Annotated in this window: 25 protein-coding genes and 1 tRNA gene; 8 read left to right on the top strand and 18 right to left on the bottom strand. The window is 71.5% G+C overall.

The window, feature by feature from the left end:
- Nucleotides 1-13: 13 nt before the first annotated feature.
- The gene (locus tag AC1DWJ_RS04110) at nucleotides 14-1,183 is read right to left on the bottom strand and encodes an endonuclease (RefSeq protein WP_457254371.1); all 1,170 of its coding nucleotides are present in this window, start codon (nucleotides 1,181-1,183) and stop codon (nucleotides 14-16) included.
- Nucleotides 1,184-1,343: 160 nt separating this feature from the next.
- Here AC1DWJ_RS04110 and AC1DWJ_RS04105 point away from each other — a divergent pair, with 160 nt between their 5' ends.
- Nucleotides 1,344-2,129, top strand: a complete 786-nt coding sequence (locus AC1DWJ_RS04105) for a fructosamine kinase family protein (RefSeq protein WP_457254372.1) — start codon at nucleotides 1,344-1,346, stop codon at nucleotides 2,127-2,129.
- Between the two features lie 12 nt (nucleotides 2,130-2,141).
- Here AC1DWJ_RS04105 and AC1DWJ_RS04100 read toward each other — a convergent pair whose 3' ends face one another.
- Genes AC1DWJ_RS04100 through AC1DWJ_RS04090 form a run of 3 tightly spaced genes read right to left on the bottom strand, consistent with a single transcriptional unit; the run spans nucleotide 2,142 to nucleotide 4,489 of the window.
- Nucleotides 2,142-2,648: a mycothiol transferase gene (locus tag AC1DWJ_RS04100; RefSeq protein WP_477620041.1), complete on the bottom strand. Its 507-nt coding sequence runs from the start codon at nucleotides 2,646-2,648 to the stop codon at nucleotides 2,142-2,144.
- 18 nt (nucleotides 2,649-2,666) lie between these two features.
- Complete coding sequence (locus tag AC1DWJ_RS04095; RefSeq protein WP_477620040.1) at nucleotides 2,667-3,776, bottom strand: S-adenosylmethionine:tRNA ribosyltransferase-isomerase; 1,110 nt, start codon at nucleotides 3,774-3,776, stop codon at nucleotides 2,667-2,669.
- Nucleotides 3,773-4,489: an SDR family NAD(P)-dependent oxidoreductase gene (locus AC1DWJ_RS04090; protein ID WP_457254375.1), complete on the bottom strand. Its 717-nt coding sequence runs from the start codon at nucleotides 4,487-4,489 to the stop codon at nucleotides 3,773-3,775. The genes AC1DWJ_RS04095 and AC1DWJ_RS04090 overlap by 4 nt, the downstream gene beginning before the upstream one ends.
- A gap of 66 nt (nucleotides 4,490-4,555) precedes the next feature.
- On the opposite strand from AC1DWJ_RS04090, the gene soxR reads away from it, so the two are divergent.
- Together soxR and AC1DWJ_RS04080 are read left to right on the top strand one after the other, a co-directional pair.
- Nucleotides 4,556-5,023 (top strand): redox-sensitive transcriptional activator SoxR, encoded by a 468-nt coding sequence (gene soxR, locus AC1DWJ_RS04085; protein WP_457254376.1) that lies wholly within the window; start codon nucleotides 4,556-4,558, stop codon nucleotides 5,021-5,023.
- 5 nt (nucleotides 5,024-5,028) lie between these two features.
- Nucleotides 5,029-5,751, top strand: a complete 723-nt coding sequence (locus AC1DWJ_RS04080) for an endonuclease/exonuclease/phosphatase family protein (RefSeq protein ID WP_477620039.1) — start codon at nucleotides 5,029-5,031, stop codon at nucleotides 5,749-5,751.
- Here the strand turns inward: AC1DWJ_RS04080 and AC1DWJ_RS04075 are convergent.
- The 3 genes from AC1DWJ_RS04075 to AC1DWJ_RS04065 form a co-directional block, all read right to left on the bottom strand.
- Nucleotides 5,741-6,178, bottom strand: coding sequence for an HIT family protein (locus tag AC1DWJ_RS04075; RefSeq protein ID WP_477620038.1), 438 nt, complete (start codon nucleotides 6,176-6,178; stop codon nucleotides 5,741-5,743). The two genes, AC1DWJ_RS04080 and AC1DWJ_RS04075, sit on opposite strands and share 11 nt — an antisense overlap.
- Entirely contained in the window at nucleotides 6,171-6,383 is a 213-nt protein-coding gene (locus tag AC1DWJ_RS04070) for a hypothetical protein (RefSeq protein ID WP_477620037.1), read from the bottom strand. Before AC1DWJ_RS04070 ends, AC1DWJ_RS04075 begins: the two co-directional genes overlap by 8 nt.
- A gap of 62 nt (nucleotides 6,384-6,445) precedes the next feature.
- Nucleotides 6,446-7,492, bottom strand: a complete 1,047-nt coding sequence (locus AC1DWJ_RS04065; protein WP_477620036.1) for a hypothetical protein — start codon at nucleotides 7,490-7,492, stop codon at nucleotides 6,446-6,448.
- Nucleotides 7,493-7,719: 227 nt separating this feature from the next.
- On the opposite strand from AC1DWJ_RS04065, the gene AC1DWJ_RS04060 reads away from it, so the two are divergent.
- A complete protein-coding gene (locus AC1DWJ_RS04060; RefSeq protein ID WP_477620035.1) occupies nucleotides 7,720-9,942 on the top strand; it encodes an MMPL family transporter in 2,223 nt (740 codons plus the stop codon).
- Between the two features lie 55 nt (nucleotides 9,943-9,997).
- A complete protein-coding gene (locus tag AC1DWJ_RS04055) occupies nucleotides 9,998-10,717 on the top strand; it encodes a hemerythrin domain-containing protein (protein WP_477620034.1) in 720 nt (239 codons plus the stop codon).
- Between the two features lie 15 nt (nucleotides 10,718-10,732).
- Here AC1DWJ_RS04055 and AC1DWJ_RS04050 read toward each other — a convergent pair whose 3' ends face one another.
- From AC1DWJ_RS04050 to AC1DWJ_RS04040, 3 genes are all read right to left on the bottom strand, one after another.
- Entirely contained in the window at nucleotides 10,733-14,077 is a 3,345-nt protein-coding gene (locus AC1DWJ_RS04050; protein ID WP_477620033.1) for a BTAD domain-containing putative transcriptional regulator, read from the bottom strand.
- Between the two features lie 151 nt (nucleotides 14,078-14,228).
- Nucleotides 14,229-15,644, bottom strand: coding sequence for an FAD-binding oxidoreductase (locus AC1DWJ_RS04045; protein WP_477620032.1), 1,416 nt, complete (start codon nucleotides 15,642-15,644; stop codon nucleotides 14,229-14,231).
- A gap of 84 nt (nucleotides 15,645-15,728) precedes the next feature.
- A complete protein-coding gene (locus AC1DWJ_RS04040; RefSeq protein WP_457254382.1) occupies nucleotides 15,729-16,409 on the bottom strand; it encodes a hypothetical protein in 681 nt (226 codons plus the stop codon).
- Between the two features lie 352 nt (nucleotides 16,410-16,761).
- On the opposite strand from AC1DWJ_RS04040, the gene AC1DWJ_RS04035 reads away from it, so the two are divergent.
- Nucleotides 16,762-17,268 carry a hypothetical protein gene (locus AC1DWJ_RS04035; protein ID WP_457254383.1) on the top strand — a complete coding sequence of 169 codons (507 nt, stop codon included), beginning with the start codon at nucleotides 16,762-16,764 and terminating at the stop codon, nucleotides 17,266-17,268.
- Here the strand turns inward: AC1DWJ_RS04035 and AC1DWJ_RS04030 are convergent.
- Both AC1DWJ_RS04030 and AC1DWJ_RS04025 read right to left on the bottom strand, forming a co-directional pair.
- Entirely contained in the window at nucleotides 17,252-17,623 is a 372-nt protein-coding gene (locus AC1DWJ_RS04030; protein ID WP_457254384.1) for an MmcQ/YjbR family DNA-binding protein, read from the bottom strand. The genes AC1DWJ_RS04035 and AC1DWJ_RS04030 overlap by 17 nt on opposite strands.
- A 56-nt stretch (nucleotides 17,624-17,679) precedes the next feature.
- Nucleotides 17,680-19,785: an NAD(+) synthase gene (locus AC1DWJ_RS04025; RefSeq protein WP_477620031.1), complete on the bottom strand. Its 2,106-nt coding sequence runs from the start codon at nucleotides 19,783-19,785 to the stop codon at nucleotides 17,680-17,682.
- Nucleotides 19,786-19,912: 127 nt separating this feature from the next.
- Between AC1DWJ_RS04025 and AC1DWJ_RS04020 the strand changes: the two genes are divergently transcribed.
- Complete coding sequence (locus AC1DWJ_RS04020; protein WP_457254387.1) at nucleotides 19,913-20,305, top strand: cyclic nucleotide-binding domain-containing protein; 393 nt, start codon at nucleotides 19,913-19,915, stop codon at nucleotides 20,303-20,305.
- A 6-nt stretch (nucleotides 20,306-20,311) separates the two neighbouring features.
- On the opposite strand, the gene AC1DWJ_RS04015 is transcribed toward AC1DWJ_RS04020, so the two are convergent.
- The 4 genes from AC1DWJ_RS04015 to AC1DWJ_RS04000 form a co-directional block, all read right to left on the bottom strand.
- Entirely contained in the window at nucleotides 20,312-21,472 is a 1,161-nt protein-coding gene (locus tag AC1DWJ_RS04015) for an RNA polymerase sigma factor (RefSeq protein WP_477620030.1), read from the bottom strand.
- Between the two features lie 10 nt (nucleotides 21,473-21,482).
- Nucleotides 21,483-21,896: a YciI family protein gene (locus AC1DWJ_RS04010; protein ID WP_457254391.1), complete on the bottom strand. Its 414-nt coding sequence runs from the start codon at nucleotides 21,894-21,896 to the stop codon at nucleotides 21,483-21,485.
- A gap of 110 nt (nucleotides 21,897-22,006) precedes the next feature.
- Nucleotides 22,007-22,942 carry an alpha/beta hydrolase gene (locus AC1DWJ_RS04005; RefSeq protein WP_457254392.1) on the bottom strand — a complete coding sequence of 312 codons (936 nt, stop codon included), beginning with the start codon at nucleotides 22,940-22,942 and terminating at the stop codon, nucleotides 22,007-22,009.
- Between the two features lie 9 nt (nucleotides 22,943-22,951).
- Nucleotides 22,952-23,737, bottom strand: coding sequence for an MOSC domain-containing protein (locus tag AC1DWJ_RS04000; protein WP_477620029.1), 786 nt, complete (start codon nucleotides 23,735-23,737; stop codon nucleotides 22,952-22,954).
- A gap of 113 nt (nucleotides 23,738-23,850) precedes the next feature.
- On the opposite strand from AC1DWJ_RS04000, the gene AC1DWJ_RS03995 reads away from it, so the two are divergent.
- Nucleotides 23,851-24,402, top strand: a complete 552-nt coding sequence (locus AC1DWJ_RS03995) for a dihydrofolate reductase family protein (protein WP_457254394.1) — start codon at nucleotides 23,851-23,853, stop codon at nucleotides 24,400-24,402.
- Between the two features lie 98 nt (nucleotides 24,403-24,500).
- Here AC1DWJ_RS03995 and AC1DWJ_RS03990 read toward each other — a convergent pair whose 3' ends face one another.
- Both AC1DWJ_RS03990 and AC1DWJ_RS03985 read right to left on the bottom strand, forming a co-directional pair.
- On the bottom strand, nucleotides 24,501-25,238 hold the full coding sequence (locus AC1DWJ_RS03990) for a sunset domain-containing protein (protein ID WP_477620028.1): 738 nt from the start codon (nucleotides 25,236-25,238) through the stop codon (nucleotides 24,501-24,503).
- Between the two features lie 234 nt (nucleotides 25,239-25,472).
- Nucleotides 25,473-25,555, bottom strand: a tRNA-Leu gene (locus AC1DWJ_RS03985).
- Nucleotides 25,556-25,737 lie beyond the last annotated feature (182 nt).

Genomic DNA, 25,737 nt, shown 5'->3' with positions numbered 1-25,737 from the left:
TGGCGCGACGGAGCTAGGGCCAGATCGAGGAGACCCACTCGGGGTGGTCGACGAACGGGTTGCGGTTGTGCTGCCAGGTGTCGTAGATGACCTGGTTTCGGCGCTTTTCGAAGGCGTCCGGTGGGTCACCCGCGCTCCACGCCTTGAGCACCGTGAGCTTCCCGATGTAGGGGGCGGTGCCGTTGGCGACCGAGTTGTTCGGCTCGAGGTTGGGCCAGCCGTCGTCGCCCTCGTAGCGGATCGCCATGTAGAGCACCATCCGCGCCACGTCGCCCTTGACGGCATCGCGCGGCTCGAACGAGTCGGCGTCGCGCCAGCAGTCGGAGCACTGGTTGACGGCCGAGCCGCCGTTGTCGAAGTCGAGGTTGCCGCGGTCGCTGTTGACCGTGACGTCCTCGGGGCGCAGGTGGTGGACGTCGGTGCCCGGGCCGTTCGCCGTGCCGAAGTCACCGTGGCTCTTGGCCCAGACGTGCTCGCGGTTCCACTGGTCGACCCCGCCACCGTTGTCGGACTTGGCGATCGAGCGACCCGAGTAGATCTCGATCACGTTGTTGCTGTTGGCCGGGTCCTGGTCGGTGTCCTTCAGCGCGTCCCAGACCTGGTCGTAGGTCAGCACCGTCTGGTTCTTGATGATCGAGTGCAGCGAGCTGCGCAGCGCCGAACCCGACTTGCCGAGGGCGCTGGCGTAGTAGGTGTCCGTCGGCGAGCTGGTCGTGGTCGTCGGCGGCGGGGTCGTCGTGGTCGGATCGGGGTCGGGGGTGCCACCGGTGATGGCGGTCGGCGACTTCTGGCCGGCGTGGGCGAAGTAGGCCGTCAGCTGGCCGGTGACCGTGACCTTCGTGCCGAGCTTCGACGGGTTCGTCTTCAGCCCCCACGCCGAGCGCCACTGGGTCGTCAGCTGCACGTAGAGCATCCGCGAGGTGCCCGTCTCGGAGGCGCTGTCCGCCAGCGCGATCGCCAGGTCACCGGTGAAGCCCGACCGGTTCACCGTGCTGGTGGCGACCGGCTCACCGACGATGTAGCCGGTGACCGCCTGGCTCGAGCCGTCCTGCGTGGCGATGGCCTGGGCCACCGTCAGGGGGGTGGCGGCGAGGGCGCTGCGCGCCGTGGTGGCCAGGAAGGCGACGAGCAGGAGCGCGGCAATGGCCGCCAGACGGGGACGCACCCGGATCGTGAGCTGCATGCAGGCACCGTGCCAGCCGCGCGGCATACAACGGGCGAACGGGCGGTATGCCCTCCGGCCGGGCTTGGCAAAGATCCGGTATGCCGCGCAGGCGGCTCGGCGGGCCCACGCGGTTAGATGGCGGGATGGTCGGCGTGCGCCTCCGAGAGGGGGACCCTTCGTGAGCGAGCAGCAGCCGGCGGCTGTCTTCCGCAAGGGCAGCCGCTCGGCCCCGGCCGGCTACTTCCAGTGGGAGGCCGCGGGTCTCGCGTGGCTGGCCGACGCGCCGGGTGGGGCAGCGGTCGTCAAGGTGCTCGACGTGGGCGACCAGCACCTCGACCTGGAGAAGCTGTCGTTCGCCAACCCCGACCCCGCGATGGCCGAGGCGTTCGGGGCGGCCCTCGCGAAGACGCACGACGCCGGCGCGCCCGCGTTCGGGAGCCCTCCACAGGGGTGGGAGGGCGACGGGTTCCTCGGCCCGGCAACGCAGCTGCTGCCGCTGGGGCTGACCCCCGACGAGTCGTGGGGCTCCTTCTACGCCGACCAACGGCTCCTGCCCATGCTGGCAGCGGCGGTGGACCGGGGCCTGTTCCACCGACACGACCGGGCCGTCTTCGAGCGAGTCGCCCGCCGGCTGCACGACGGCGAGTTCGACGACGGGTCCGCGCCGGCGCGCATCCACGGCGACCTCTGGTCGGGCAACATCGCGTGGACCCCGACCGGGGCGGTCCTCATCGACCCGGCCGCCCACGGTGGGCACCGCGAGACCGACCTGGCGATGCTCGCGCTGTTCGGCTGTCCGCACTGGGACTTCGTGGTCGGCGGCTACCTGGGCCAGCACCGCCTCGATGCCCAGTGGCACGAGCGCGTCGCGCTGCACCAGCTGCACCCCCTGCTGGTGCACGCGGTGCTCTTCGGGGCCGACTACCCGCACCGCGCCCTCGAGCTGGCGCGCCGCTACCGCTGAGCCGGCTCCGCGTCAGCGGGTCAGCAACCCCCGGATGAAGGCGGCCTGCCCGACGTGCTGCTGGTCGTCGTTGACGACGCTCACCAGCCGCACCCCGAGGGTCACCGGCGGGTCCCAGCGTTCGTCGACCACGCGGCCGAGGTCGTCGGGGGTCAGCGGTCGGACGAACTCCACGGTGACCGCGTGCACCGCCTCGAGGTAGGCGACGAGGTCGTCGGCCGCCAGGCCCCGCACCTGCGCGACCTGCTCGCTCGTGTGGCCGTAGCCGGTGTCGTCGGCGTCGAACGGCAGCCCGAACCGCTCGTGCCAGCCCTCGCCGGTCCAGACCTGCTCGCGGTCGGCCACCGCGGCGACGTGGTCGTCCTGCACCCGCGCGAGGTGCCAGACCAGCCACCCGATCGAGTTGGCCCGGTCGCTGGGGCGCTCGGCGAGCTGGTCGGGCGTCAGTCCGTCGACGGCGTCGCACGCGCCCTCCCGGATCCGGTCGAAGGCGTCGACGAGCAGCTCACCCAAGGTCATGTCCGGATCCTAGGCAGGTCAGGACCTGGGCGCGCCCCGTGGTGCCCGACCGGGCAGCAGGAGGGCGGAGTCGCCGAACTCGTGCCACAGGTAGCCGCCCCTGGTGGCCTCGTCGTAGGCCCGCTGGGTCAGCTCCCGCCCCGCCACGGCCTCCACGAGCAGGAGGTGCGAGGCCTGCGGGTCGTGCCAGCCGGTGACCAGCCCGGTCACCACGCGGGGCGGGTCGTCGCGGGAGACGACCCGCGTCGTCCAGCCCGCCCTGGGGACGACGACCGGCTCGTCGGGGGCCGACCGCTCCACCGCGGACTCGAGGGCTCGGGTGACGGTGGTGCCCACGGCCACCACCCGACCGCCCTCGGCGCGGGTCGCGTTGACCAACCGGGCCGCCAGACCCGAGACCTCGAACCACTCGGGCTGCGGCGCCTCGCCGGCCTCCTGGGACGACACCCCGGTGTGGAGCGTGACCGCAGCCACCCCGATGCCATGCGAAACCAGGTCGCTCACCAGCTCGTGGCTGAACGGCCTTCCGGCACTGGGCATCTCGGCACTGCCGGGTCGGCTGGCGAAGACCGTCTGGTAGGCGGAGAGCGGGTAGCTCCGATCGAGGTAGCCGTAGGCGATCGGCCGTCCGTAGCGGACCAGGTGCTGCTCGATGGGTCGAGGGCCGCTGACCGCCGCCCTCCAGAGCCGGTTGCCGCGACCGGTCGGGGAGGAGTGCGGCCGGGGATACGGCGCCAGCAGGGTCAGTCGGCCACCGCCGGGCAGGTCGAGCTCCGCCCCGGCGGCGGAGTCGAGCACGGCGCGGGCGGCATCGGGGGCGGAGCGCAGCTCGACCACCCACGTGCCGTCGTCGAGACTCGTCGCCGCGTGCACGACCACCGGACCGCGGCCCCGCAGGACGGCGTCGAACTCCGCCGCCAGGGTGGCGGAGTTGTTGATGACCACGAGGTCGCCGGGCGCGAGGTATGCCGCGAGGTCGCGGAAGCGCGCGTGCGCCACCCCTTCGTCGGTCGCCACCAAGAGGCGCACCTCGTCCCGGGCCACCCCGCGTTCCTCGGGCGGCGCCGGGGCCGTGGTGTCGCCCGGGCTGGCGAACTGCGTCAGCGGCGCGACGGACAGGCGGGTCACGCGGACACCGCCTCGGTCGACGGGTGGACCGGCTCGGGGGCGAGCTCGGAGGCCCGGTAACGGCCACTGGCCGGACGGGTGCGCAGCAACGCGCGCAGGGCAGGCACCACCGACTCCGGGAGCGGTCGGTCGCTGATGTCCTCGCCCGGGAAGGCCGCCTGGTGCATGGCCGTGCGCATGTCGCCGGGGTCCACCGCGTAGGCGGCGACCTCCGGGTTCTCCGCGCCCAGCGTGAGGACGACCTGGTCAAGGGCGGCCTTCGACGCGGCATACGCACCCCATCCCTCGTAGTGCTCGACGGCCGCGTCCGAGGAGATTCCGAGCAGCATCCCACCGGTGGCACGCAGGGCCGGCAGCACGAGCTGCGTGAGCGCGAGCGGTGCCACCACATTGGTCAGCCACACGCCGTCGAAGGCGTCGAGGTCGAGGTCCGCGAGCGCCGGCAGCGGGGTGGGGCCGAGCGTGCTGGCGTTGTGGACGAGCAGGTCGAGCCGACCGGTGGCCAGGGCCGCAGCCGCCAGCGCCTCGCGGTGGTCCGGGTCGGTCACGTCGCCCGCGACCGCCGTGACCCTGCCGTGCAGCGACCCGACCACGTGCGTGAGCCGATCGGCGTCGCGGGCGTCGACCACGACGTGCCAACCGTCGGCCGCGAGGTCGCGGGCCAGGGCCAGGCCCAGACCGGCCGAGCCGCCGGTGACGAGTGCGGTGTTCATGACAGGTGCCCTCCGTTGCGCCCCCCCCCCCCCCCCCCCCCCCCCCCCGACCGAAGGAGGCAGATCGTGGACACCACCGACGTGCTCACGGTGTCGGAGGTCGCGCACCGCAGCGGTTTCGCGGCCTCTGCACTGCGCTACTACGAGCGGGAGGGCCTCGTCGAGGCGTCCCGGACGGCCGGCGGCCAGCGGCGCTACCAGCGCAGCGTGCTGCGTCGGCTCGCCTTCATCCGGGCGGCGAGCAACGTCGGCCTCACCCTGGAGGAGATCCGCGCGGAGCTGGCCGGCCTGCCGTCCAACCGCACGCCCACCAAGGCCGACTGGCACCGGATCTCGGCGCACTGGCGGACCCGGCTGGACGAGCGAGTGGCCGCCCTGGAGGCGCTGCGGGACAAGCTGGACTCCTGCATCGGCTGCGGCTGCCTCTCACTCAAGCAGTGCGGCATCTCCAACCCCGCCGACCGCGCGGCCACCGGACCCGATGCGCCCGGCGCGGCCTACCTGCCACCCATGCTGCGCCGTCAGCAAGGCTGACCCGCATGCCTCTGGGGTTGCTCAGCTACAACATCCACAGCGGTGTCGGGCTCGACGGCCGACTCGACCTCGACCGGCTCGCCGACGTCATCGACGACAGCGGCGCCGACGTGGTGGCGCTCCAGGAGGTCGACCGCTTCCGCCGCGAGCAGAGCGGGTTCGAGGACCAGCCCGGCGTCCTCGCCCAGCGGCTCGGCATGCACCTCGCGTATGCCGCGAACCTCGACGGGGAGCCCGCTCACCCGGGCGCCCCGCGCTCGCAGTACGGCACGGCCCTGCTCAGCCGCCTGCCGCTCGAGTCGTCGACGAACACCCTGTTGCCGTGCTTCGAGGGCAGCGAGCAGCGCGGCCTGCTGGAGGCCACCGTGGTGGTCGAGGGAAGACCGCTCAGGGTGCTGGGCACCCATCTGCAGTGGGACAGCGAGGTCGAGCGGACCCGACAGGCCGAGGCGATCGTGGCCACCCTCGACGCGCGCCCGACCGTGCTCCTCGGCGACCTGAACACGACACCCGGCTCACCGGCATACCGGTGCCTCGCGGCTCGGCTCGACGATGCCTGGACCCTCGTCGGGGAGGGCGAGGGGCACACCTTCGACGCCGAGCCGCCGCCGCGTCGCATCGACTACGTGTGGGTGGGCGGGGGAGTGGTGGCGGTCTCCGCACAGGTGCTGCCGTCGGTCGCCTCCGACCACAGCGCGCTGCGGGTAGAGGTCAATCTCAGTCGATAAATGCGCCAGCCAATGTCGAGAGAATTTTGTCTCGAGTCGCCCGATCCAGCACACCTCTTGGCCGTGGGTCAGCCCAGGGCGATTGCTGTGGCAATGGCTCGTTCATACACATGCGCGGAATAACGTGGGCATGAACATGACTCTCTTGGTTTCCGAGGATTGCAATATTCACTCTGTCCGCGCCCAGTGTCTTTCGTAGCTCCTGCGCAGCCCTCTGAACATCGCGCACGAACGCCTCCATCAACTCCTCTGGCACCTCGTCAAAATGATCGAAGTGCGATCGAAGGGTGATGATAAGCCTGCCAGGAAACCGTGAATCGTCATACAATCCCACCCACGACGAAGTAAGCCGTCCAATGGGATTCCACAATACAAAACCACAGTCAGGACAGGGCAAACTGTCCTCGAACGTCTGTGAGTCAACCATGACTTACACGCAGCGGTATGCGCAGCAAATTTGCGACGGTCAGGCCGAGATCTAGGTCCCAGAATTCCTGCTCAATCATTTTTTCTACACTCGATGTTGGGACTCCAAGAGAGGTCGCCAATATCGCCTTCAGATCGGGATCCGTCGCCAGGCGCTCCACAACCGTCGCGCGCACGCCTGCGCCGACCTCCTGTCGGGCTTCCACGATCACAGTCTCGTCCTCTCCCGTACGAACGTCCATGCCTAGTGAACCACCGCGCCCCGACACTAGAACACCAGCATCTTTCGCGCGTCCGCCTTGAGCAGTTCCCAATCGAAGAAGATCAGCTCAAGGTTGGCCTGCAACTTGCTCGCTTCGTCACGCATCTGGGCAAAATTGCTCCCCACGACGTGCTCCGACCTCTTGGCGCTGGCGACGTCAGTGCGCCACTCAGCAGCACTACTGCACTCAATAAAGAGATCTGCGATGCGCACCACGTCTGCCATTGCCTCTTGAACGTGGCCAGGGGCAAGCAGGTAGGGCGCAACGAGTCGATCTAACGGCGACATCTCGAACTGGTCGCACAAGTCATCGACGGTCGACGCGTGCCCCCCAGTCTTGCCGCACATGAGCAGGGACATGAGCGTTCCCGCGAACATCAACTTTCGGGGGATCAGCAACTTGAGGTACCTCAACCCAGACGCCGACTCCTCGCCCCACGCCTTCGCTTGAAAGTCGACCGTGATGGTGCGCCAGTACCTCACTACGTCGTTGAGGAGGAACCGCGGCACCTTCCCAGTGTCGGCTCCCTCGAGATCCAGGTAGCGAGCAAGTGCGGCACGGACGACTTGTTGGTGCACCTCGGGGCGCATCAGGCTTCGTGACTCCTCGAGAAGGAGCATACGCCGAGTTAGGGAGTGGTTTGTGTCGTCCTGCAGGCCAATGCATTCGATGAGGTCGAAAGCACCGATGGCTCGTCCGAAAAGGCCGCTGCTCCCCGGAGGGCGCGTCGCCTCCGTAAGACTCCTTCCCTCTTCGATCACCCATTGAAGCCTGAGTGCGTCGACCTTCGAAAGAAGAAGTCGGATGGTTTGGGGATCGTCGGGCAGACGATTCGCGATAACAAGAAAGTCGAAGTCACTCTCGGCGGTAGCCTCCAGCCGACCCATGGACCCAAAGACTACGGCGTCGAGACCGTCGGGAACATCGCCGTCAGCGTTGAGGGCTACCTTCGCGCGTTCGATTCGACTTCTGCTGAATTCATCGGCAGCGAGAATGTTGGTGATGTCGACCGAGTGCCGCCTTGCCACGTCGCGCAACTGCTCCCCCGCCATGAAGGCACCATAGTTTGCGAGGCCCCTAGGGCGCACGCAAACACGCCTTGGCGTCTCCATCCGTGCCGTCGGTCGCCTCCGACCACAGCGCGCTGCGGGTGGAGGTCACGCTCCCCGGCTGAGCTCGGGCGCGGGGAGGCACCCCAAGTCAGTCCCAAGTGGCGCACAAGCAGGTGAGCCGACGCTGGTCCCGACCAGTTCACCTCCGCACCACTCGAAGGACCACCATGACCGCCCTGCTGCCCCGGCCCACTGCGCGCCGACACCGCTCCGATCGACTCAGCCTCTACCGCCTCGGCCACGGTGCCGCCGCCCACCCGTGGCGCACCCTCGGTGCCTGGGTGGTCCTCGCCCTCGTCGTCGTCGGCCTCGCGGCCACCATCGGCGGCACCCCGCAGGACGACTACAACGTCCCCGGCGCCCGCTCCCAGGTCGGCATCGACCAGCTGCGCGCCCACCTGCCCGGCGCCGGCAACACCGCCGCCCGCGTCGTCGTGCACGACCGCACCGGCGCACGACCGACCGACGCCTCCCTCGCGGAGCTGGCGACCCGGCTGCAGGCCATGCCCCACGTCGTCCAGGTCTTCCCGGCCGAGCGGTCGGCCGACGGCGACACCGCGGTCGTCAACGTCAGCTACGACGCCCCCGTCACCGACCCCGACCTGATGGGCAACCTCGACCCCATGGAGGCCGCCGTCGCCCCCCTGCGGGCCACCGGGGTCCAGGTCGAGCTGGGTGGCGAGCTGCCCGAGAGCGCGGCCGCCCCGATGGCGGGTCGTGGGGAGCTCATCGGCATCGTCGCCGCCCTCGTCATCCTCGTCTTCGCCTTCGGGTCCGTGGTCAGCGCCGGCCTGCCGATCGGCACCGCGTTGGTCGGGCTCGGCGTCGGCAGCGCGGGCATCACCCTGCTCGCCGCCGCCACCGACGTCAGCACCGCAGCCCCCATGGTCGCCACCATGGTCGGGCTCGGCGTCGGCATCGACTACGCGCTGCTGCTCGTCACCCGGCACGCCGAGTACCTCGCCCAGGGTTTCAGCGTCACCGAGTCGGCCGGTCGCGCCGCAGCCACCGCGGGTCGCTCGGTCGTCTTCGCGGCCAGCACCGTCCTGGTCTCCCTCATGGGGCTGCGCCTCGCGGGTCTGCCGGTCTACAGCTCGTTCGGCTTCTCGACCGGGATCGCGGTGCTGAGCGTGATGGCCGCCTCGCTGACCCTGGTGCCGGTGCTGTGCCGGTTCGCCGGTCGCCGGCTCCTGCCCCGCTCGGTGCGTCGGGCGGCCCGTCGCTCCGACACTGGCGACGTCGTCGCCAAGCCGGTCCGTATGCCGCTCACCGCCCGCTGGGCGGTCAAGGTCGCCAAGCGTCCGCTCCTGTGGGCGATGTCGGCCGCGATCGTGATGCTCACCCTGGCGGTGCCGGCGCTCGACATGCGCACCTGGCCGCAGGACCCGAGCAGCCAGTCCACCGAGCTCACCACCCGTCGTGCCTACGACCTCGTCAGTGCCGAGTTCGGCGCCGGCACCAACGGCCCCCTCACGGTGGTCGTCGACCGCGCCAAGCTCGACGAGTCGGCCGTGACCGGCCTGGCTCGCGACCTCGAGGCCCGGGCCGACATCGTGGCCGTCACGCCGCCCGTCACGTCGCCCGACTCGGCCATCACCGTGTTCGACGCCATCCCGGCCTTCGGGCCGACCGACGAGCGCACCGCGGGCCTGGTCCGCGCCGTGCGGGCGCAGCTGCCCGCCGGAGCCGAGCTCACGGGTGGCACCGCGTTCTTCGCCGACATCGCCGAGATGCTGGCCGGGCGGCTGTGGATCGTCATCGCCTTCGTGGTGGCCGTCTCGGTGCTGCTGCTGGCGATGGTTTTCCGGTCGGTCGTGATCCCGGTCAAGGCCGCGGTCATGAACCTGCTGAGCATCGGCGCGGCCTACGGCGTCCTCACGGCTGTCTTCCAGTGGGGTTGGGCCACCGACCTGCTCGGCCTCGACCACCCGCTGGCCGTGTCGAGCTGGGTGCCGATCCTGATGTTCGCCATCCTGTTCGGCCTGTCCATGGACTACGAGGTGTTCCTCCTGTCCCGCATCCGTGAGGACTGGGCGCGCACGGGCGACTCGCACGGGAGCGTCGTGCGGGGACTGTCGGCCACCGGCCGGGTGATCTCGAGCGCGGCGGCGATCATGGTCGCGGTCTTCCTGGGGTTCGCCAGCGAGGTCGACGTCGTGGTCAAGCAGCTCGGCGTCGGCATGGCCGTCGCGATCCTGCTCGACGCCACGGTCGTCCGCATGGTCCTGGTCCCGGCCACCATGTCGCTGCTCGGCGACTGGAACTGGTGGGTGCCGCGCTGGCTCGACCGCGTCCTCCCGCACGTCCGTGCCGAGGTCGAGGACGACGACGTCGAGCTCTGGGACGAGGAGCTGCAGGACGAGGAGCTCGAGCCCGTCACCACCCACTGAATCCGCGAACTCCCGACAACTCTCTGAATACCATTGACCTGAAAGGCGTTACACCATGACCACCACAGCCACACCGCTCTGGCCGGAGCAGCTCACCTTCCCCGGCCAGACCGCGGCCCACCCGGGCCCGGTCGACATGATGATGATGTACGTGATGCACCACGGCTTCCGCCGCGACCTGGCAGCGTTCGCGGCCGCGGCCAGCGTCACCCCGACCGAGGCCCGCAGCACCTGGCGCGCCCTCGCCGCCCGGTGGGAGCTGTTCGCGGAGGTGCTCCACCACCACCACTCGGGCGAGGACGCCGGTCTCTGGCCGACCCTCCTCGAGCGCGCCGACGAGTCGGAGCGCCGGGTCCTCGAGGCGATGGAGGCCGAGCACGCCGAGATCGACCCGATCCTGACGGCGTGTGCTGCCGGGTTCGAACGCCTCGCGCAGCACGCCGACGAAGACGCCCGGGCGGCGCTGGCCGTGCGACTGTGCGCCGCGCGGGAGAGCCTGGGCCGCCACCTGCGGCACGAGGAGACCGAGGCCATCGCCATCATCCAGCGGGTGATGACGAACGAGGAGTGGGAGCAGGTCGAGGAGGAGCACTTCCGCAAGGACGTGACCTTCGCGCAGGTCCTCGCGCTCGTGCCGTGGGCCGCCCACGACGTCCCGGGACCACTGCGCCGGCAGGTGTTCGCGAAGACCGGTCGGCCCAACCACATCCTGTGGCTGCTCACCCGACGCGGCTTCGAGCGGCGGGAGGCACTGGCCTTCCGCTACCTCGACTGAGCTCGACCGGAACGACTAGAACGAGAACGCCGCCCGCTGGTCGCGCAACCACTGCGCGGCCAGCGGGATCTGCCACTGGTCGCAGAGCTCGAGCGCCCGGTCGGCGTGCCTGCCGGCCAGCTCCCGCTCACCCACCGCTGCGGCCGCGAGCGCGAGGAACGCGTCCACCGGACCGATGGCGTTGCCCGACCCGGCCGAGCACGAGTGACCGGCGAACGGCGCCATGCGGTCGTAGGCCGCGGAGGCGAGCGGGTGGTCGTCCAGGGCGAGCGCGGCCTCGGCAGCGGCACCCCAGTTGAGCATCGAGAACCAGTCGTCGTCGTCCACGCCGACGGGATGGGTCGCGGCATACGCCGTGGCCTGGTCCGCCTGCCCGGCCCGCAGCCAGTACACCAGCATCGTGGCGGTCACGGGCAGCACGCTGTGCTCGGCGAACTGCTCCAGGATCGGCGCCATCTCGACCGAGCGGCCCTGCCACAGCCGCAGCGACATCAGCGCCCCGGCGGTCGCGTCCTCGGTCTGGCCCAGCGCCATCTCCTGGTCGAGTCGCACGATGTCGGCCATCCGTTGCTCGCACTCGTCGAACCGCCCGGCCATCGCGAGCCACGGCAGCTCCAGGCTGTCGAGGACGATCAGGCCGTAGGGCAGTCGCAACCGCTTGGCCCAGTCGCGCGCCACGACGGCGTGCTCCCACATCTCCTCGACCAGGCCGAGCTCACCGGCCACGACCGCCCGCAACGTCGTGGTGACCACGTAGGCGCGCTCGTCGCCGAGGCGGTGGGCCAGCTCCATCCCCTCGCTCACCAGGTCACGACGCAGCTCCGCGGTCGAGCGCCGCCACAGCGCGACGTAGGCGAGCTGGCAGGCGTCGAGCAGGAGGGCCTCGTCGCCGATCCGCCGCGCGATCGCGATGCCCTCCTCCACCAGCGCGCTGCGTTCCTCGAAGGTGGAGCCGTAGTAGATCTCGAGCGCGAGCGCGAGCATCACCCGGCACCGCAACGCGCCGTCGGTGGTCGGCAGCCCCTGCAGCACCCGGCGCAGCGCACCGACCACGACCTCGTTGACCGACCCGTGCGGCCCGGACTGCCAGAGCGCCCCCACGGAGGTCGCGGTGGCGGCCCGGCCGAGGAGGACGACGTCACCGATCTCGTCGGCGACGGCGATGGCCTGCTCGGCGGTGCCGACCAGCCCCTCCCAGTCACCGGACCAGCGCTGGGCGTCCGCGAGGTCCATCAGCACGTCGTAGCGCTCGCCGAGGGTGGCGTCGGGGTCACCCGGCAGGGCGTCGAGGGCCGAGCGGAGCAGGTCCGCGGACTCCTCGTAGGCGTGCAACCGGCGGGCCACGGTCGCCGCCCGCACGCACGCCAGCCAGGCTCGGGCGGCGTGGGCGGGACCAGCGGACAGCCAGTGCCTGGCCACCTCGTTCTCGCGGCCGGCGATGCCCGACAGTGCCTCCGCGACGCGGGCGTGTGCCCTGGCCCTGCGGGTCGCAGGGATCGCCGCGTAGATGGTGTCGCGCACCAGGGCGTGACCGAAGAGGAACCGCTCGATGCCGTCGTCACGCACGAGACCCGCCTCGAGCGCGGGGTCGAGGTGGTCGAGCAGGTCGTCCTCGTCGATCCGCGACACCGCAGCGAGCGTGGCGAGGTCGAACTGCCGTCCGACCAGCGCAGCCCAGCGCAGGGTCGAGACCGCCTCTTCGGGGAGCCGTTGCAGGCGCCGCGCGAGGACGTCGTGCACCGCGGCCGGTGGGTGCGCCTCCGCGATCAGCCCCGACAGGTCGCCACCCTCGCGAGCCAGCCGGGCGTACTCGACGAGGAAGAAGGGGTTGCCGTCCGTGCGCTGCCGCAGGGCCCGGGCCTCACCGTCGGACGGCGTCGACTCGCTGACCGCCTCCACCACCCGCGAGGCGTCGTCGGCGCTGAGGCCCTGCAGGTCGAGGCGCACGGCGTGCCTGCGGGCGAAGGTCTCGACCGCGTCGAGCAGGGCGTCGGTGGGTTCGGGGTGGCTGCGCCAGGTGCCGAGCACCAGCAGCCGGCCCTGCTGGACGGTCTCGCCGAGCAGTCGCAGCACCCGCAACGACGCGACGTCGGCCCAGTGCAGGTCGTCGAGCAGCACCACGATGGTGCGCTCCGACGCCGCCTCGGCCACCGCTCCCGCGATCGCCTCCCAGGTCCGGAACCGGCCACCGCCGTCCTCGTCGCCCTCGGTCTCCTCGGGCAGGTCGCGCCCCAGCGCCCGCAGCACCTGCTGCCACGGCCACAGCGGCGGGGCTCCGTCGTCCTGCGAGCACCGGCCCAGCAGCACCGTGGCGCCGCGTTCGCCGGCCAGCTTGGCCAGCTCGCCGGCCAACCGGCTCTTCCCGATGCCCGGCTCCCCGACCAGCGCCGCCAGCGCGACCGACCCCGACTCGGCCTGCTCGAGGGCACCGACGAGGTCGGCCAGCTGGTCGTCCCGCCCGACGAGGGGCCACGGCGGCAGGGTCGGGACGAACGACTGGATGCGGGCCGTGGTCGTCGCGCGCACCGGCTCGGGGGCTGGAGCGGAGATCCCGGGCTGCCAGTCCAGCGTGGGGTCCTGGCGAAGCACGGCCGACTGGAGGTCGCGCAGCTCCTGACCCGGCTCCAGCCCGAGCTCGTCGGCCAGGACGTCGCGCACCTCGCGCAGCGCGTCGAGGGCCTCGGCCTGCCGGCCGGCCCGCGTCAGCGCCAGGGCCCGTAGCCCCCACAACCGCTCGCGCAACGGGTAGGCCGTGGTGAGCGACTCGAGCTCGCCGGCCACCGTGGCGTGCTGGCCCAGCTCGAGCGACGCGACGGCGCGGTCCTCCAGCGCGACGACGCGCAGCTCCTCAAGCCGAGCCCGCTCGGCGACCGCGGAGGGCGCGTCCTCCAGCTCGAGGTAGGGCGTGCCGCGCCAGAGCGACAGGGCCTCGTCCAGCTCGGCGATGACCGCCGTGAGCTCCTCGGTCGACAGGCCGCTGGGCTGGTGGAGCCCGGCCAGCTGGCCGATGCGTCGGTGCGCCCGGCTGACGGCTCGGTCGAAGCGCGCCGCGTCGAGTGCGTCGTCGGCGACGCGCAGGGCGTATCCCGGCGCGACCGTGACCAGCACGGTCGACGGCGCGCGGGCGGCCCGGTCCGGCTCGAGGGAGCGCCGCAACCCCGCGACGTAGGCCTGCAGGGTGCCGCTCACCCCGGGGGGCGCACCATGGGGCCAGAGCAGGTCGACGAGGGCGTCGACCGAGACCGGACGCCCGTGGTTCATGGCGAGGGCAGCCACCAGGGCACGTTGCTTGCGCGTGCCCAGGTCGACGGGGCCGTCGCCCAGGGACGCCTGCACGGCACCGAGGACACCCACTCTCACCCGCCCGAGGATACGGGCGCACCCGTGTCGCCATCTCATACAAAAGGCGAGTATGCGCCGCCGTCGCCTGTCGCCACCTCATGCAAAAGGCGAGTTAGCGCCAGTGGGAGGCGGCGCTAACTCGCCTTTTGCATGGATGAGCGTCGGTAGGTCAGTCGGTGACCCGACCGTTCTCGACGAGCCGCGGGATGCGGTGGTTGCCCACGAACCGGCCGTGCGGGTCGACCGCGGAGCGGATTCCCTTGAGCTGCAACCACGCCCGCTCGTCATAGGCGGTCCGCGGGTCGACGGCGTTCTCGGCGAAGTTGAGGTAGCTGCGACCGTTGGCCCACGGCGACAGCACCTTCGTGAGGCGGTGCGCGTCGTGCTCGCCCTGCGCAGCCATCTCGGGCGTGAGGGCCATCGCACCGGCGAAGGAGACGAACGCGGCGTCGAGCTGCTTCAGCGCACCGCCCCCCTCGTGCTCGCGTCCCAGGGCGCCACCGAGCTGCCGCAGCTCGGCCATGAGCAACGACGAGGTCGAGCCCGGCCCGACCTCGGACAGGAACGCGTCGACCGCCGCGTCGGGCATCCCGTCGAGCATCGCGGAGTCGGACACCACGGGCGTGGGCCCCTCCGGGTCCATGTGCAGCCGCACCAGCGTCCGTGCCGGCACCCGTCCGAACGTGTCGATCTCCGGCGACAGCGCGCGCAGGTCGGCGATGGCCGCCGCCCCCGCGTCGTCCGATCCGAGGACCGCTCCGTCGATGACGACCACCGACCGGCCCCGCAGCATCTCGGGGATGTCCGGGATCGGGGGGAGGTTGAGGATCCGGAACGACGTGGTGACGTCGTCGGGGGCGCCGGGAGCCCACTGGGCCCAGCGGCGCAGCACCGGCTCCGCGACCTCACGGTCCCAGATCAGCATGCCGGCGTACGCCGACTCGATGGCGTAGAGGCGGAACTCGAGCGCCGTGACGACGCCGAAGCTGCCGCCACCGCCGCGCAGCGCCCAGAACAGCTCGGCGTTGCGATGGGCGTCGGCGCGCAGGTGCTCGCCGTCGGCGGTGACGAGCTCGACCGCGGTGAGGCTGTTGGTGGCCAGGCCGAGGCGGCGGGCGTACCAGCCGATGCCTCCTCCGAGGGAGTAGCCGGCGATCCCGACGTCGGGAGAGCTGCCGTGCAGTGCGGCCAGGCCGTGGTCACCCGCGGGCTCGGTCGCGTGCATCCACAGGGCGCCGCCCTCCACCCGGGCGATCCGGCGCACCGGGTCGATCGTGACGCCGGTCATCGCCGAGGTGCGCAGCACGACGACGTCGTCGAGACCCTGCGCGACGAGGGGGCCGGCGTTGTGGCCGGTGCTCTGTGGCGCGATCCGCAGGTCCGCGGCGGCGGCCGCACGGACCACCTGCTGCACCTGGGCGACGGTCCGCGGCTGGGCCACGGCGGCCGGGCGCTGGTCGAGGGCGGCGTTCCACGGGAGGCGCGCTGCGTCGTACCCGGGGTCCCCGGGCAGGTGGACCCCACCGTCGCAGAGCCCGCGCAGGGACTCGGCGCGGAGGCTGGTGGGGGTGGTCTGGCTGGTCATGGGTGACTCCTTGTTCCGCTGTCAGTTGGTGTGCGGAACACGGTGCAGCCACCCGCTTGGGCACCACTTGGTGCCGACTTGGGGTCAGTCGGAGAGCAGCTGGTGCGCCAGGTGGGGCAACGGCTCGGTGCGTTCGGGGCGCTCGATGCGACCCGCGACGTCGGCCACGACCTGCTCCAGGAGGTGCACGAGCCGGTCCGCGACGTCGGGGACGCAGGCCACGGCGATGCCCTCCACGGCATACGCGACGGTGTGGGGAGCGGTCTGGCGGCGGTAGGTGCGCTCGCTGACGACTGCGCCACGGGCATAGCGCTCGGCCCAGGCGTGTGCCTCCGGGACGGCGGCGAATGCCGCACCGCACAGCTCGTCGACGAGGTCGCGGACGCCCGGACGCGTCGACGCGAGCCGCTGGGCGGTCAGCAGTCCGACCGCCAGGACGTTCTGGCGGGTGGCCGGGGCCACGGGCAGGGCCGCCGCTGCTGCCCGGGTGGCGATCGCGAGGTCGAGGTCGAGGTCCGACCCGGTCAGCCCCACGACGTCGGGGATCAGCGTGACCAGCCGGCCACGGTCGGCGTCGCCCAGCGAGTCGTTGACGAGCCGGGCCAGCGACGCGAGCAGCGGATGGGTGCAGGCCGGGTGGTCGCTCCAGCGCTCGCCGGCGAGGAACGAGGCCATCTCCATGAAGCAGGCACCCTTGCGCGGGTTGCGGTGCCGGCCCGCGGACAGCACGGGCACCAGCTCTGGCAGGGTCGTCACGCGGCTCATGGCACCTCCAGGCGGTCAGTCAGGGCCATGCGCTTCTCGCATCATCGGCCCGACTTCCACTATGCGCCGGGCGCACGGCAGGCGCCACCCCTACCCCGTCGGCCGTTCCCACCTCACCGCTTTGGCCTAGTCCGACCGTCCAGAGATCGGGCCACGCTGACGCGCGTCGTGCGGGACAGCCGCGACCAAACCACGGCATCCGCAGGGTTCGTCTCGTGCACGTGGTGGAGGGCGTCTGCCCCCCACTGTCGGATGTGACGGAGCACCCTCGGCCCCACGATGGTGACTACCGGGAGGACGTCGCAGCAGACGCCTCCCGGACCACCATCTGGCTCGTGCAAGGGGAACCGCCATGACGGTCATCGAACGGCTCTACGACAACGCGTGGTACGTCGCGAACGCCTCGCCGGGCGCCCGCGACCTGCTCGCGGCCGACGTCACCCGCGCCTGGATGGAGCGGGAAGCGGCTCGGGAGGACGCAGAGCGGGCCCGCAGCGTGGCCAGCGTGTACCCGGCCCGCTCCGCGCTCGCGCTGTCGCTGGGCAACTCGCGGCAGGCCGGCTACGACCGGGCCCGGTCCCGCGCCGCCGAGGCCGCCCGCTGCACCGACATCGTGCTCGGCCACGCGTTCACGGTGAAGCGCGACCTGCACCCCTCCGGGGCCATGGCCGTGGAGATCTCGTCCTGCACCCTCCTGCGTCGGGCGACGCTGAGCGCCTCCGCCCGGGGCGACGTCTGGTCCGGCACGTTCCACGACCCGCAGAACCGGCACGCCGGCTCGTTCACGACGACGCTCGGCACCGACCCGTGGGACGCCTTCCACCAGGCCTGCGAGTGGATCGTCACCGGTCAGCTCTGAGCCCCTCGCCGAGCCCTGCGAAGTAGGGCGCGGACACCGACTTGGGCACGACCATCGCCCACGCGTCGAGCACCAGCTCGGGCAGCCGGTCGAGGTCGATCGCATCGGTCCACGCCTCGACCCACTGGTAGCGCAGGTCGACCTGGCCGGGCATGAAGAACACGTCGGGCTCCGACTCGACCAGGGCCGCCCGCTCCTCACGCGGAAAGGCGAAACCCATCTCCGTCTCGTCGCGCGAGAAGGCGAGCCACACGATGCTGCCGACCCGCCACTTCACGCGGTCGCGGACCACCACTTCGTAGGCGCGCGGCAGCGGCGCCGCGATGCGGCGCACGTCCTCGACGGTGACTGCCACGCCACCACTGTCGCATCGGGCGGCGACAGCGCAGTAGTGCAGGAGTGCTAGGCCGCTCAGCTCTCCGGGACGGAGGAGCGCAGCTCCTCGAGCCACGCGCGTCCGGTGACGTCGGACGGCATACGCCAGTCACCGCGGGGCGAGAGCGAGCCTCCCGCAACGACTTTCGGACCGTTGGGCAGCGCGGAGCGCTTGAACTGGTTGCTGAAGAAGCGCTGCACGAAGACCTCCATCCATCGCCGGATCGTGGCGAGGTCGTATGCCGTGCGCCGGCTCTCGGGGTAGCCCGCCGGCCAGTCGCCCGCCGCAGCGTCGGACCACGCGTGGAGGGCGAGGAAGGCGATCTTGCTGGGCCGGTAGCCACGGCGCAGCACGTGGTAGAGCGTGAAGTCCTGCAAGGCGTAGGGGCCGACGGAGTCCTCGGTGGACTGGATCTTCTCGCCCGCCTTGGTCGGCACCAGCTCGGGGCTGATCTCCTGGTCGAGGATCGCCGTGAGGGTGCCGTTGACCTCGCCCTCGAACTGGCCGCTGCTGACGACCCATCGGATCAGGTGCTGCATCAACGTCTTCGGCACGCCACTGTTCACCCCGTAGTGCGACATCTGGTCACCGACGCCGTAGGTGCACCAGCCGAGCGCGAGCTCGGAGAGGTCACCGGTGCCGAGGACGATGCCGCCGCGCTGGTTGGCGGCCCGGAAGAGGTAGTCGGTGCGCAGCCCGGCCTGGACGTTCTCGAAGGTGACGTCGTAGACCTCCTCGCCACGGCCGAACGGGTGCCCCAGGTCCTCCAGCATCTGGGTGGCCGCGGGGCGGATGTCGAGCTCCTCCCACGTGATCCCGAGCGACTCCATGAGGTGGACGGCGTTGCCCTTGGTGCCCTCGCTCGTCGCGAACCCCGGCATCGTGAAGCCGACGATGTCGGTGCGCGGGCGGCCGAGCCGGTCCATCGCCTTCGCCGCGACGATCAGCGCGTGCGTCGAGTCGAGCCCACCACTCACCCCGATGACGATCTTGGGCTGCCAGCTGTCCGTGGCAATGGCCCGCAGTCGCTGCTCGAGGCCGGAGACCTGGATGTTGTAGGCCTCGTAGCAGTCGAGCGCGAGCCGGGCCTCGTCGTCCGGCACGAACGGGAACCGGTCGACCTTGCGGCGCAGCCCGATGTCGCCGGTCGGCGGCTTGAGCGTGAACCCGAGGGTGCGGAAGTCCACCCCGTCACTGGCGTCGACCCGCTCGGTCCGACGGTTGTCGTCGAAGGACCCCTGCCGGATCCGCTCCTGCCGCAGCCGGTCGAGGTCGACGTCGACGACGGTCGACCGTGGCCCGTCGGGGAACCGTTCGCTCTCGCCGAGCAGGTCGCCCAGCTCGTAGACCATCGTCATGCCGTCCCACGACAGGTCGGTGGTCGACTCCCCGGCCGATGCGGCGGCATACAGGTAGGCGGCGTTGCAGCGCGCACTCGCGGAGCGCGCGAGCAGGTGGCGGTCCTCGGCGCGGCCGACGGTGATGGGTGACGCCGACAGGTTGAGCAGCACCGTGGCGCCTGCGAGCGCGGCCTTCGCGCTCGGCGGCACGGGCACCCACATGTCCTCGCAGATCTCGACGTGGACGGCCAGCCCGGGGACGTCCTCTGCGTCGAACACGAGGTCGGGGCCGAAGGGGAGGTCGCCGTCCTCGTCGGCCCCCGGCCAGTGCGGCGCGTGGAACCAGTCGTTGCGGGTGTCGTCGCCGGGCGCGAAGTGGCGCTTCTCGTAGAACTCGCGGTAGTTGGGCAGGGTCGACTTCGGCACGACGCCGAGCACCTCGCCCCGGTGGATCACGACGGCGCAGTTGAACAGCCGGTTGCCGTGCCGCAGCGGGGCGCCCACGACCACGACGGGCAGGAGCGACTTCGTGGCCGCCGCCACGGTGGTCACGGCCCGGTCGACCTCGTCGAGCAGCACGTCCTGGAGCAACAGGTCGTCGATGGCGTAGCCCGACAGGCTCAGCTCGGGGAACAGCGCGACCGCCACGGCGTCCTCGTGCAGCCCCCGCACCTGCTCGATGACGGCCTCGGCGTTGCGCGCCGGGTCGCCGGCGGCCACCGGGATCGTGCACGCGGCGACGCGGGCGAAGCCGTGCCGGTAGGCCGACGCGAAGTTCGAGGGTGAAGCCCCGTGGTCCATGGTTCCGAGTCTGTCAGAGACCGTGCGACCGCCGACCACCGATCGCCACGGTCCGTCCGGTGGTGGTTGACGGGATCCCGCACGGGGGTCATCGTGAGGCGAGGGGTCACCGGTCCAGGGAGGCGTCATGGATGCTCAGGAACTCGCCTCGATACCGCTTCTGGCCGATCTGACCACGGAGCAGCGGGCGATGGTCGCGGAGAAGCTGAGCGAGCGGCAGGTCGACGTCGGCACCGTCCTCGCGCGCGAGGGCGACTACGCGTACAGCCTGTTCTTCGTCGTCGACGGCCTGGCCGCCGCGGCCCACGACACCAGGCTGTTGACCACGCTGCGCCCGGGCGACTGGTTCGGCGAGATCGGGGTCCTGACCCACAGCACGCGGTCGGCGAACGTCGTCGCCCTCAGCACGATGCGCCTGCTGACCCTGATGGCCTGGGACTTCTCCGACCTGATGCAGGAGCTCCCGGTGCTCGGGAACCGGATCCGCGAGCGAGCGCTCGAACGGCTCGAGCGCGACTGACCACTGTCACCCACCTGCCGCGTGGAGTCGCGCTGCCTGTCGGGTGAGGTGGTCGCGCTCCGCCGCGCTGGTCGCCGCCCTGGCCGCCACGGCATACAGGTCCCTCGCCCGGGCGAGGTCACCAGCCCGTTCGTGGAGGTATGCCGCGACGGCGGCGTGGCGGGGTACGCCCCGGTCGACGGCGGCGAGCGCTCGCAGGCCGGCCAACGGTCCGTCGGCCTCGCCCACGGCGACCGCCCGGTTGAGGGCGACGACCGGGCTGTCGGTGAGCTGGGTGAGCTCGTCGTACCACTCGAGGACCTGGGTCCAGTCGGTCTCCTCGGCCGACCGGGCGTCGGCGTGCAGCGCCGCGATGGCCGCCTGCACCTGATACTCCCCGAGCCGGTCGCGGGCGAGCGCGAACTGGAGGACGTCGACGCCCTCGGCGATGAGGGCGGTGTCCCACAGCGACCGGTCCTGCTCGGCGAGCGGCACCAGCTCACCAGTCGGGGTGCAGCGCGACGCGCGGCGCGCATGGTGTAGGAGCATCAGCGCCAGCAGCCCCTGCACCTCGGGCTCGTCGCTGCCGGCGGCCAGCTGGCGGGTCAGCCGGATCGCCTCGGCGGCCAGGTCGACCTCGCCGCCGTAGCCCTCGTTGAAGATCAGGTAGAGGACGTGCAGGACGGTGCGCAGGTCGCCCGGCTGGGTGAGGCGCTCGCCGGAGAGGGTGCGCTTGGCCCGGCTGATCCGCTGGGCCATCGTCGCCTCGGGCACCAGGTAGGCCTCGGCGACCTGCCTCGTGGTGAGTCCGCCCACCGCCCGCAGGGTCAGCGCCACCGCGGATGCGGGGGAGAGCGCGGGATGGCAGGACAGGAAGAGCAGGAGCAGCGTGTCGTCGTCCTGCTCGGTGGCGCCGGGCTCCGGTTCGTCGTGGAACCGCTCCTCGCGCCGGCGGCGGGCCACCTCGGACCGCACGATGTCGAGGTACTTGCGCGAGGCGACCGTCACCAGCCAGGCCCGCGGCTCGTCGGGGAGCCCGTCCGGCCAGCGCCGGAAGGCCTCGACGAGTGCCTCCTGCACGGCGTCCTCGGCCGCGGCGAAGTCGTCTCCGCGGCGGACGAGGACACCGAGCACCTGGGGGCCGAGGTGGCGGAGCAGGTCCTCGAGCTCGGCCGGTCGGGGGGTCACCGGGGGCTGGTCACTCGGTGACGGTGGGCGGCTCGGACATGAACGCGCGCACCTCGATCCACTCCCGCAGCGGCACCCCACCGGCTCCGGGGGCCGACGACAGGAAGGCGGCGGCCTCGTGCGCCCGCTCCTGCGAGTCGACGTCGATGATCATCCAGCCGGCGATCAGGTCCTTGGTCTCGGCGAACGGCCCGTCCGTCACCGGGGGCTTGCCCTCCCCGTCGAAGCGCACGAACGTCCCCCCGGGCGACAGCCCGTCGGCGCTGACGAACTCGCCGCGCTCGCGCAGCGTGTCCGCGACGTGGTGCATGAAGTTGATGTGGTCGCTGATCTCCTGGGGCGTCCACTGGTCCATCGGGATGCAGCCCTCGGGCGTGCGCTCGGGTCCACCCTGGTAGTGCTTGAGCAGCAGGTACTTCGCCATGGTTCCTCCTCGGTCCGTGTCGGCCATTCTGGCCGCCATCACCCCGAGGACGGAGTCATCGGCCCGTTCTCGACATCCTCACCGACGGTGTTTCGGGTATGCCGGGTGGTTCAGCCCTGCGCGGGAAGGTGCGCGTCGAGCCACTCCACCACCGAGTCCATGACCTCGTCACGGTTGGTCTCGTTCAGCATCTCGTGGCGGCCCTGCGGCCAGAGCCTGAGCGTGACGTCACCGACCCCGAGGCGGCGGAGCTGGTCGGCCACGGCCGTCGGGCCCTTGCCCTTCTCGCCCACCGGGTCCTGCGCGCCCGAGAAGACGAAGATCGGCAGGGTCTTGGGCACCCGGCTCACCGAGGCGTCGGAGTTGATGGTGCCGAGGCCACCCAGCAGGTCGGCGAAGAACCCGCTCGTGAAGACGTTGCCGCAGCGCTCGTCCGCGATGTACTTGTCGACCTCGGCCTCGTCCCGGGAGAGCCAGTCGAACTTCGTGCGGTTCGGCTTGAACGCCGCGCCGTACTGGCCGAAGGTCAGCTGGTCCATCAGGCCACTGGGGTGCCGCCGCCCGCGCAGCCGCGCCTGGGCGGTGGCGAGCGCCAGCCCCACCTTGCCGAGCGCGCCGGGGTCGCCGGCCGTGCCGGACAGGACGAGCCCGTCGAGGTCGCCGCCGAACCGGGTCGCGTAGGACCGGCTCAGGAACGAGCCCATGCTGTGGCCGAAGAGGAAGAACGGCAGCCCCGGGTTCTCCTCGCGGGCGTGGTCGCTCAGCAGGTGCAGGTCGTCGACGACCGTGTCGAAGCCGTGGTCGTCGGCGAAGTAGCCCGCGTCGGTGGCGGTGCGCGCGGTGGAGCCGTGGCCGCGATGGTCACCGGCGTACACGGCATACCCGTCGGCGGTGAGCCGCTCGGCGAACCGGGCGTACCGGTCGGAGTGCTCGGCCATGCCGTGCGCGATCTGGACCACGGCCTTCGCCGGGCCGTCGGGGAGCCACCGGTTCACGTGCAGCTGGGTGCCGTCAGGAGTGGCCAGGGTGAAGCTGCTGGACTGCATGCGCTGACCCTAGTGCGGCGGGTTCTCCGGCGTCGCCAGGTCGCCCACCTCAACCCGTCCGGGCGCCACGACGCGGGAGTCCACGCCGAAGGTGAGCAGGCCGTCATGGCGTTCCAGGTGCGCGAGGACGGGGACCTGGCGGCGCCCGGTGGCGGGGTCGATGTCGACGACGGCGCAGCGGTCGATCCGTCGCTGGACCTCGATCGTGGCCGACCCCACCCGCAGGTGGGTGCCCGGGGCTGCGTCCTGCGCGGCGTCGAGCGTGATCGTGGCGCGGAACCGGGCATCCAGTCCCGGAGGCGGGGTGACTCCCGCCGCCAGCATCCGCCCGGACAGCCGCTCGAGCTCGCCGGTGGTGACGACCGAGACCGCACCGGCCCAGACCACGTCGCCGGGCTCCGTGGCGGCGAGCCGCACCGTACGCCCGAGGTATGCCGTGAGCGCCGCGGTGTGCGGGCCGGCCAGGAGCCGCACGCTGGCGGGTCGTCCCCAGTAGTCAACAGTGAGCACAGGGTCGGCGGTGAGCGGCGCCTCGTCGGTGGCCTCGACGCGGCCGACGACCTCCTGTCCGTCAGGCATGCGCAAGCAGAGGTCCCCGCCGTCGCTCGTTGCCTCGACCTGGATGAGCGAGGGGTGCTCGACCGTGCGCAGCACCCGCCCGGAAGCCGGGTCGACCAGGCAGAAGGCCCGGTCCCCGACGGGTCCGTCGGCCGCCAGGGTCACCGCGTTGCGCGCCACGTGCCTGGTGCCCTTCAGGGTCGCGAACCCGAGCCTGCGGACTCGGGCGCTCGTCATGGCGACCACGGTAGGACCGTCCGCGCGCGATGACTTCCCGGGACTGGCAAGGTCTCAATCGACACCACCATCCGGAACGCTGCACCGGATCGCCCACCCAGGAAGGCCGCACCATGGCACGCAAGGTCACCGCTCACCAGTTCAACTCGGTCAACGGCGTCGTCGAAGCGCCGAACGAGTGGCAGTTCGACGCGTTCGGCCCCGAGGAGGGGCAGCTGATGGGGGAGGCGATCGGTGACGTCACCGACGTCGTCATCGGCCGCAAGCTGTGGCAGGAGTGGTCGGAGTTCTGGCCCGCCGCCGGGGAGGGCGACTTCTTCGCCGGGTTCATCAACCCGGTCCGCAAGCACGTCGTCACCTCGACGCTGTCCGGCGACCTCGGCTGGAACAGCACCGTCATCGACGGCGACCCGGTCGCCTACGTGTCGGCGCTGAAGGACGACGGCAGCGATGGTGGCATCAGCGTGGTCGGCGGCATCGACACGATCCGCTCGCTGTTCCTGGCAGGCGTCATCGACGAGCTGACCCTCACCACGCACCCGGTGGTCGGGGTCGGCCGGCGGCTGTTCGACGAGTCGGTGCCGGTCACCCGGCTCGAGCTGGTCCGGAGCCAGTCCACCCCCGCGGGCAACGCCGTCCTGACCTACGCCCTTCACAAGGACTGAACCCCCCCACTCCTGGCCACTCAGGTCGCAGCCGGTCCGGCTTTCCGGCAGCTGGTGCGGCACCGGTGGCCAGAAGTGGGGGTGAGCCGGGGAGGGTTTCAGTCGGCCGGCCGGAAACCAGCGCGCTGGGCGGCGTCGGCGTCGGTGAACCACACGTCCGGCTCCGCTTCGTCGTAGTGGTCGTGGTCCTCGGTGACGAAGGTCTTGGTGTCCTCCCAGGCCTTGACCGGGTGGCCCATGGGCATGGCGCCGTCGTGGAGGGTGGCCGCCGAACCGACGCTGTACCCACCGTCCCTGACCTCGTCGAGGTCGGAGACCCGGCGTCCTCCCCCGGAGGACGATCCGGCGCCGTCCCCGCTGTCCGGTTCGGCACCCGCGCCGGTCCCCTCGCCTCCCTCGGAGACGAGGTTGCCCTCGTCGTCGAAGACCTGCGGCCCACCGGCCTCGTCCGCAGTCCAGTCCCCCGGTTGCCGGAACTCCTCGCCGGCAGCGACGTCGTGGTTGGCGGGGTCGTGCTCTGCCGCGAACTCCTCGGCCGACTTCTGCGGCTCGTCGTCCGACGTGTCGTCGGGTCCGCCGTCCGAGGTGCTGTCGTCGGACGAGGAGGAGGGGGTCGAGGACGTCGAGCTGGACGGCGTCGGTGCGGTGGGCGGTGACGCCTGGCCCTCGTCCGCGTCGGACGAGGTGTCGGGTTCCGCGGTGTCGGCGGCGGTGGAGGCGGTGTTCTCGGTGGTCTCCGGTTCCACCGCCTCAGCCGTCTTCGTGGCCTCGACGGCTTCGGCCTCGTCGGGTCCGGTTGCGGCAGGAGAGCTGGCGGGGTCAGGCGTCGTGCTCATGGCGTCCTCCTTGACGGGTGCGGCGGAAGGCTCCGCTGTCGTCAGGCTATGCCGGATATGCTTGACCCGCAGTCCGGCGCACGTCCCTGACCTGCAGGTTTGCCGCTCTTCTGGCCACCCATGCGGCACGTGGGGACGCATTTCGGTTCCGGCTGCGGCATACCTGGCCAGAAGTGCGGGGAAACGACGATGGCCCCGACGAACAGCATGTCGGGACCATCGTCGTTGGGTGGGTGCGCGAGGGGGGATTTGAACCCCCACGCCCTTTCGGACACTGCGACCTGAACGCAGCGCGTCTGCCGTTCCGCCACTCGCGCGTGGGACCGGCCAATTGTGGCGGACACCCCCCGAATTCACCAAACCGGGCGGGCCGAGGCACCCAACCGACCCGGACTGCCCCCACCTGCGGCCTTCTCCCCGGCGCGGGTGAGCGACCAGCCCAGAGCAGCCGGTTACGATCGTGGACCAGACCGGACCGGCCGAGGTCCGACCGGCGTCC

This window comes from Pedococcus sp. P2_D7, from assembly GCF_056404295.1.
Note: the sequence above shows the minus strand (reverse complement) of the source record. Positions and strands in the feature narration are given on the sequence as shown.

Excerpts from the sequence above, each read along its gene's own strand:
- AC1DWJ_RS04110 (WP_457254371.1), bottom strand. The coding sequence starts at position 1,183 with ATGCAGCTCACGATCCGGGTGCGTCCCCGTCTGGCGGCCATTGCCGCG.
- AC1DWJ_RS04100 (WP_477620041.1), bottom strand. The coding sequence starts at position 2,648 with ATGACCTTGGGTGAGCTGCTCGTCGACGCCTTCGACCGGATCCGGGAG.
- AC1DWJ_RS04090 (WP_457254375.1), bottom strand. The coding sequence starts at position 4,489 with ATGAACACCGCACTCGTCACCGGCGGCTCGGCCGGTCTGGGCCTGGCC.
- AC1DWJ_RS04080 (WP_477620039.1), top strand. The coding sequence starts at position 5,029 with ATGCCTCTGGGGTTGCTCAGCTACAACATCCACAGCGGTGTCGGGCTC.
- AC1DWJ_RS04075 (WP_477620038.1), bottom strand. The coding sequence starts at position 6,178 with ATGGTTGACTCACAGACGTTCGAGGACAGTTTGCCCTGTCCTGACTGT.
- AC1DWJ_RS04065 (WP_477620036.1), bottom strand. The coding sequence starts at position 7,492 with ATGGCGGGGGAGCAGTTGCGCGACGTGGCAAGGCGGCACTCGGTCGAC.
- AC1DWJ_RS04060 (WP_477620035.1), top strand. The coding sequence starts at position 7,720 with ATGACCGCCCTGCTGCCCCGGCCCACTGCGCGCCGACACCGCTCCGAT.
- AC1DWJ_RS04055 (WP_477620034.1), top strand. The coding sequence starts at position 9,998 with ATGACCACCACAGCCACACCGCTCTGGCCGGAGCAGCTCACCTTCCCC.
- AC1DWJ_RS04045 (WP_477620032.1), bottom strand. The coding sequence starts at position 15,644 with ATGACCAGCCAGACCACCCCCACCAGCCTCCGCGCCGAGTCCCTGCGC.
- AC1DWJ_RS04040 (WP_457254382.1), bottom strand. The coding sequence starts at position 16,409 with ATGAGCCGCGTGACGACCCTGCCAGAGCTGGTGCCCGTGCTGTCCGCG.
- AC1DWJ_RS04035 (WP_457254383.1), top strand. The coding sequence starts at position 16,762 with ATGACGGTCATCGAACGGCTCTACGACAACGCGTGGTACGTCGCGAAC.
- AC1DWJ_RS04025 (WP_477620031.1), bottom strand. The coding sequence starts at position 19,785 with ATGGACCACGGGGCTTCACCCTCGAACTTCGCGTCGGCCTACCGGCAC.
- AC1DWJ_RS04020 (WP_457254387.1), top strand. The coding sequence starts at position 19,913 with ATGGATGCTCAGGAACTCGCCTCGATACCGCTTCTGGCCGATCTGACC.
- AC1DWJ_RS04010 (WP_457254391.1), bottom strand. The coding sequence starts at position 21,896 with ATGGCGAAGTACCTGCTGCTCAAGCACTACCAGGGTGGACCCGAGCGC.
- AC1DWJ_RS04005 (WP_457254392.1), bottom strand. The coding sequence starts at position 22,942 with ATGCAGTCCAGCAGCTTCACCCTGGCCACTCCTGACGGCACCCAGCTG.
- AC1DWJ_RS04000 (WP_477620029.1), bottom strand. The coding sequence starts at position 23,737 with ATGACGAGCGCCCGAGTCCGCAGGCTCGGGTTCGCGACCCTGAAGGGC.
- AC1DWJ_RS03995 (WP_457254394.1), top strand. The coding sequence starts at position 23,851 with ATGGCACGCAAGGTCACCGCTCACCAGTTCAACTCGGTCAACGGCGTC.
- AC1DWJ_RS03990 (WP_477620028.1), bottom strand. The coding sequence starts at position 25,238 with ATGAGCACGACGCCTGACCCCGCCAGCTCTCCTGCCGCAACCGGACCC.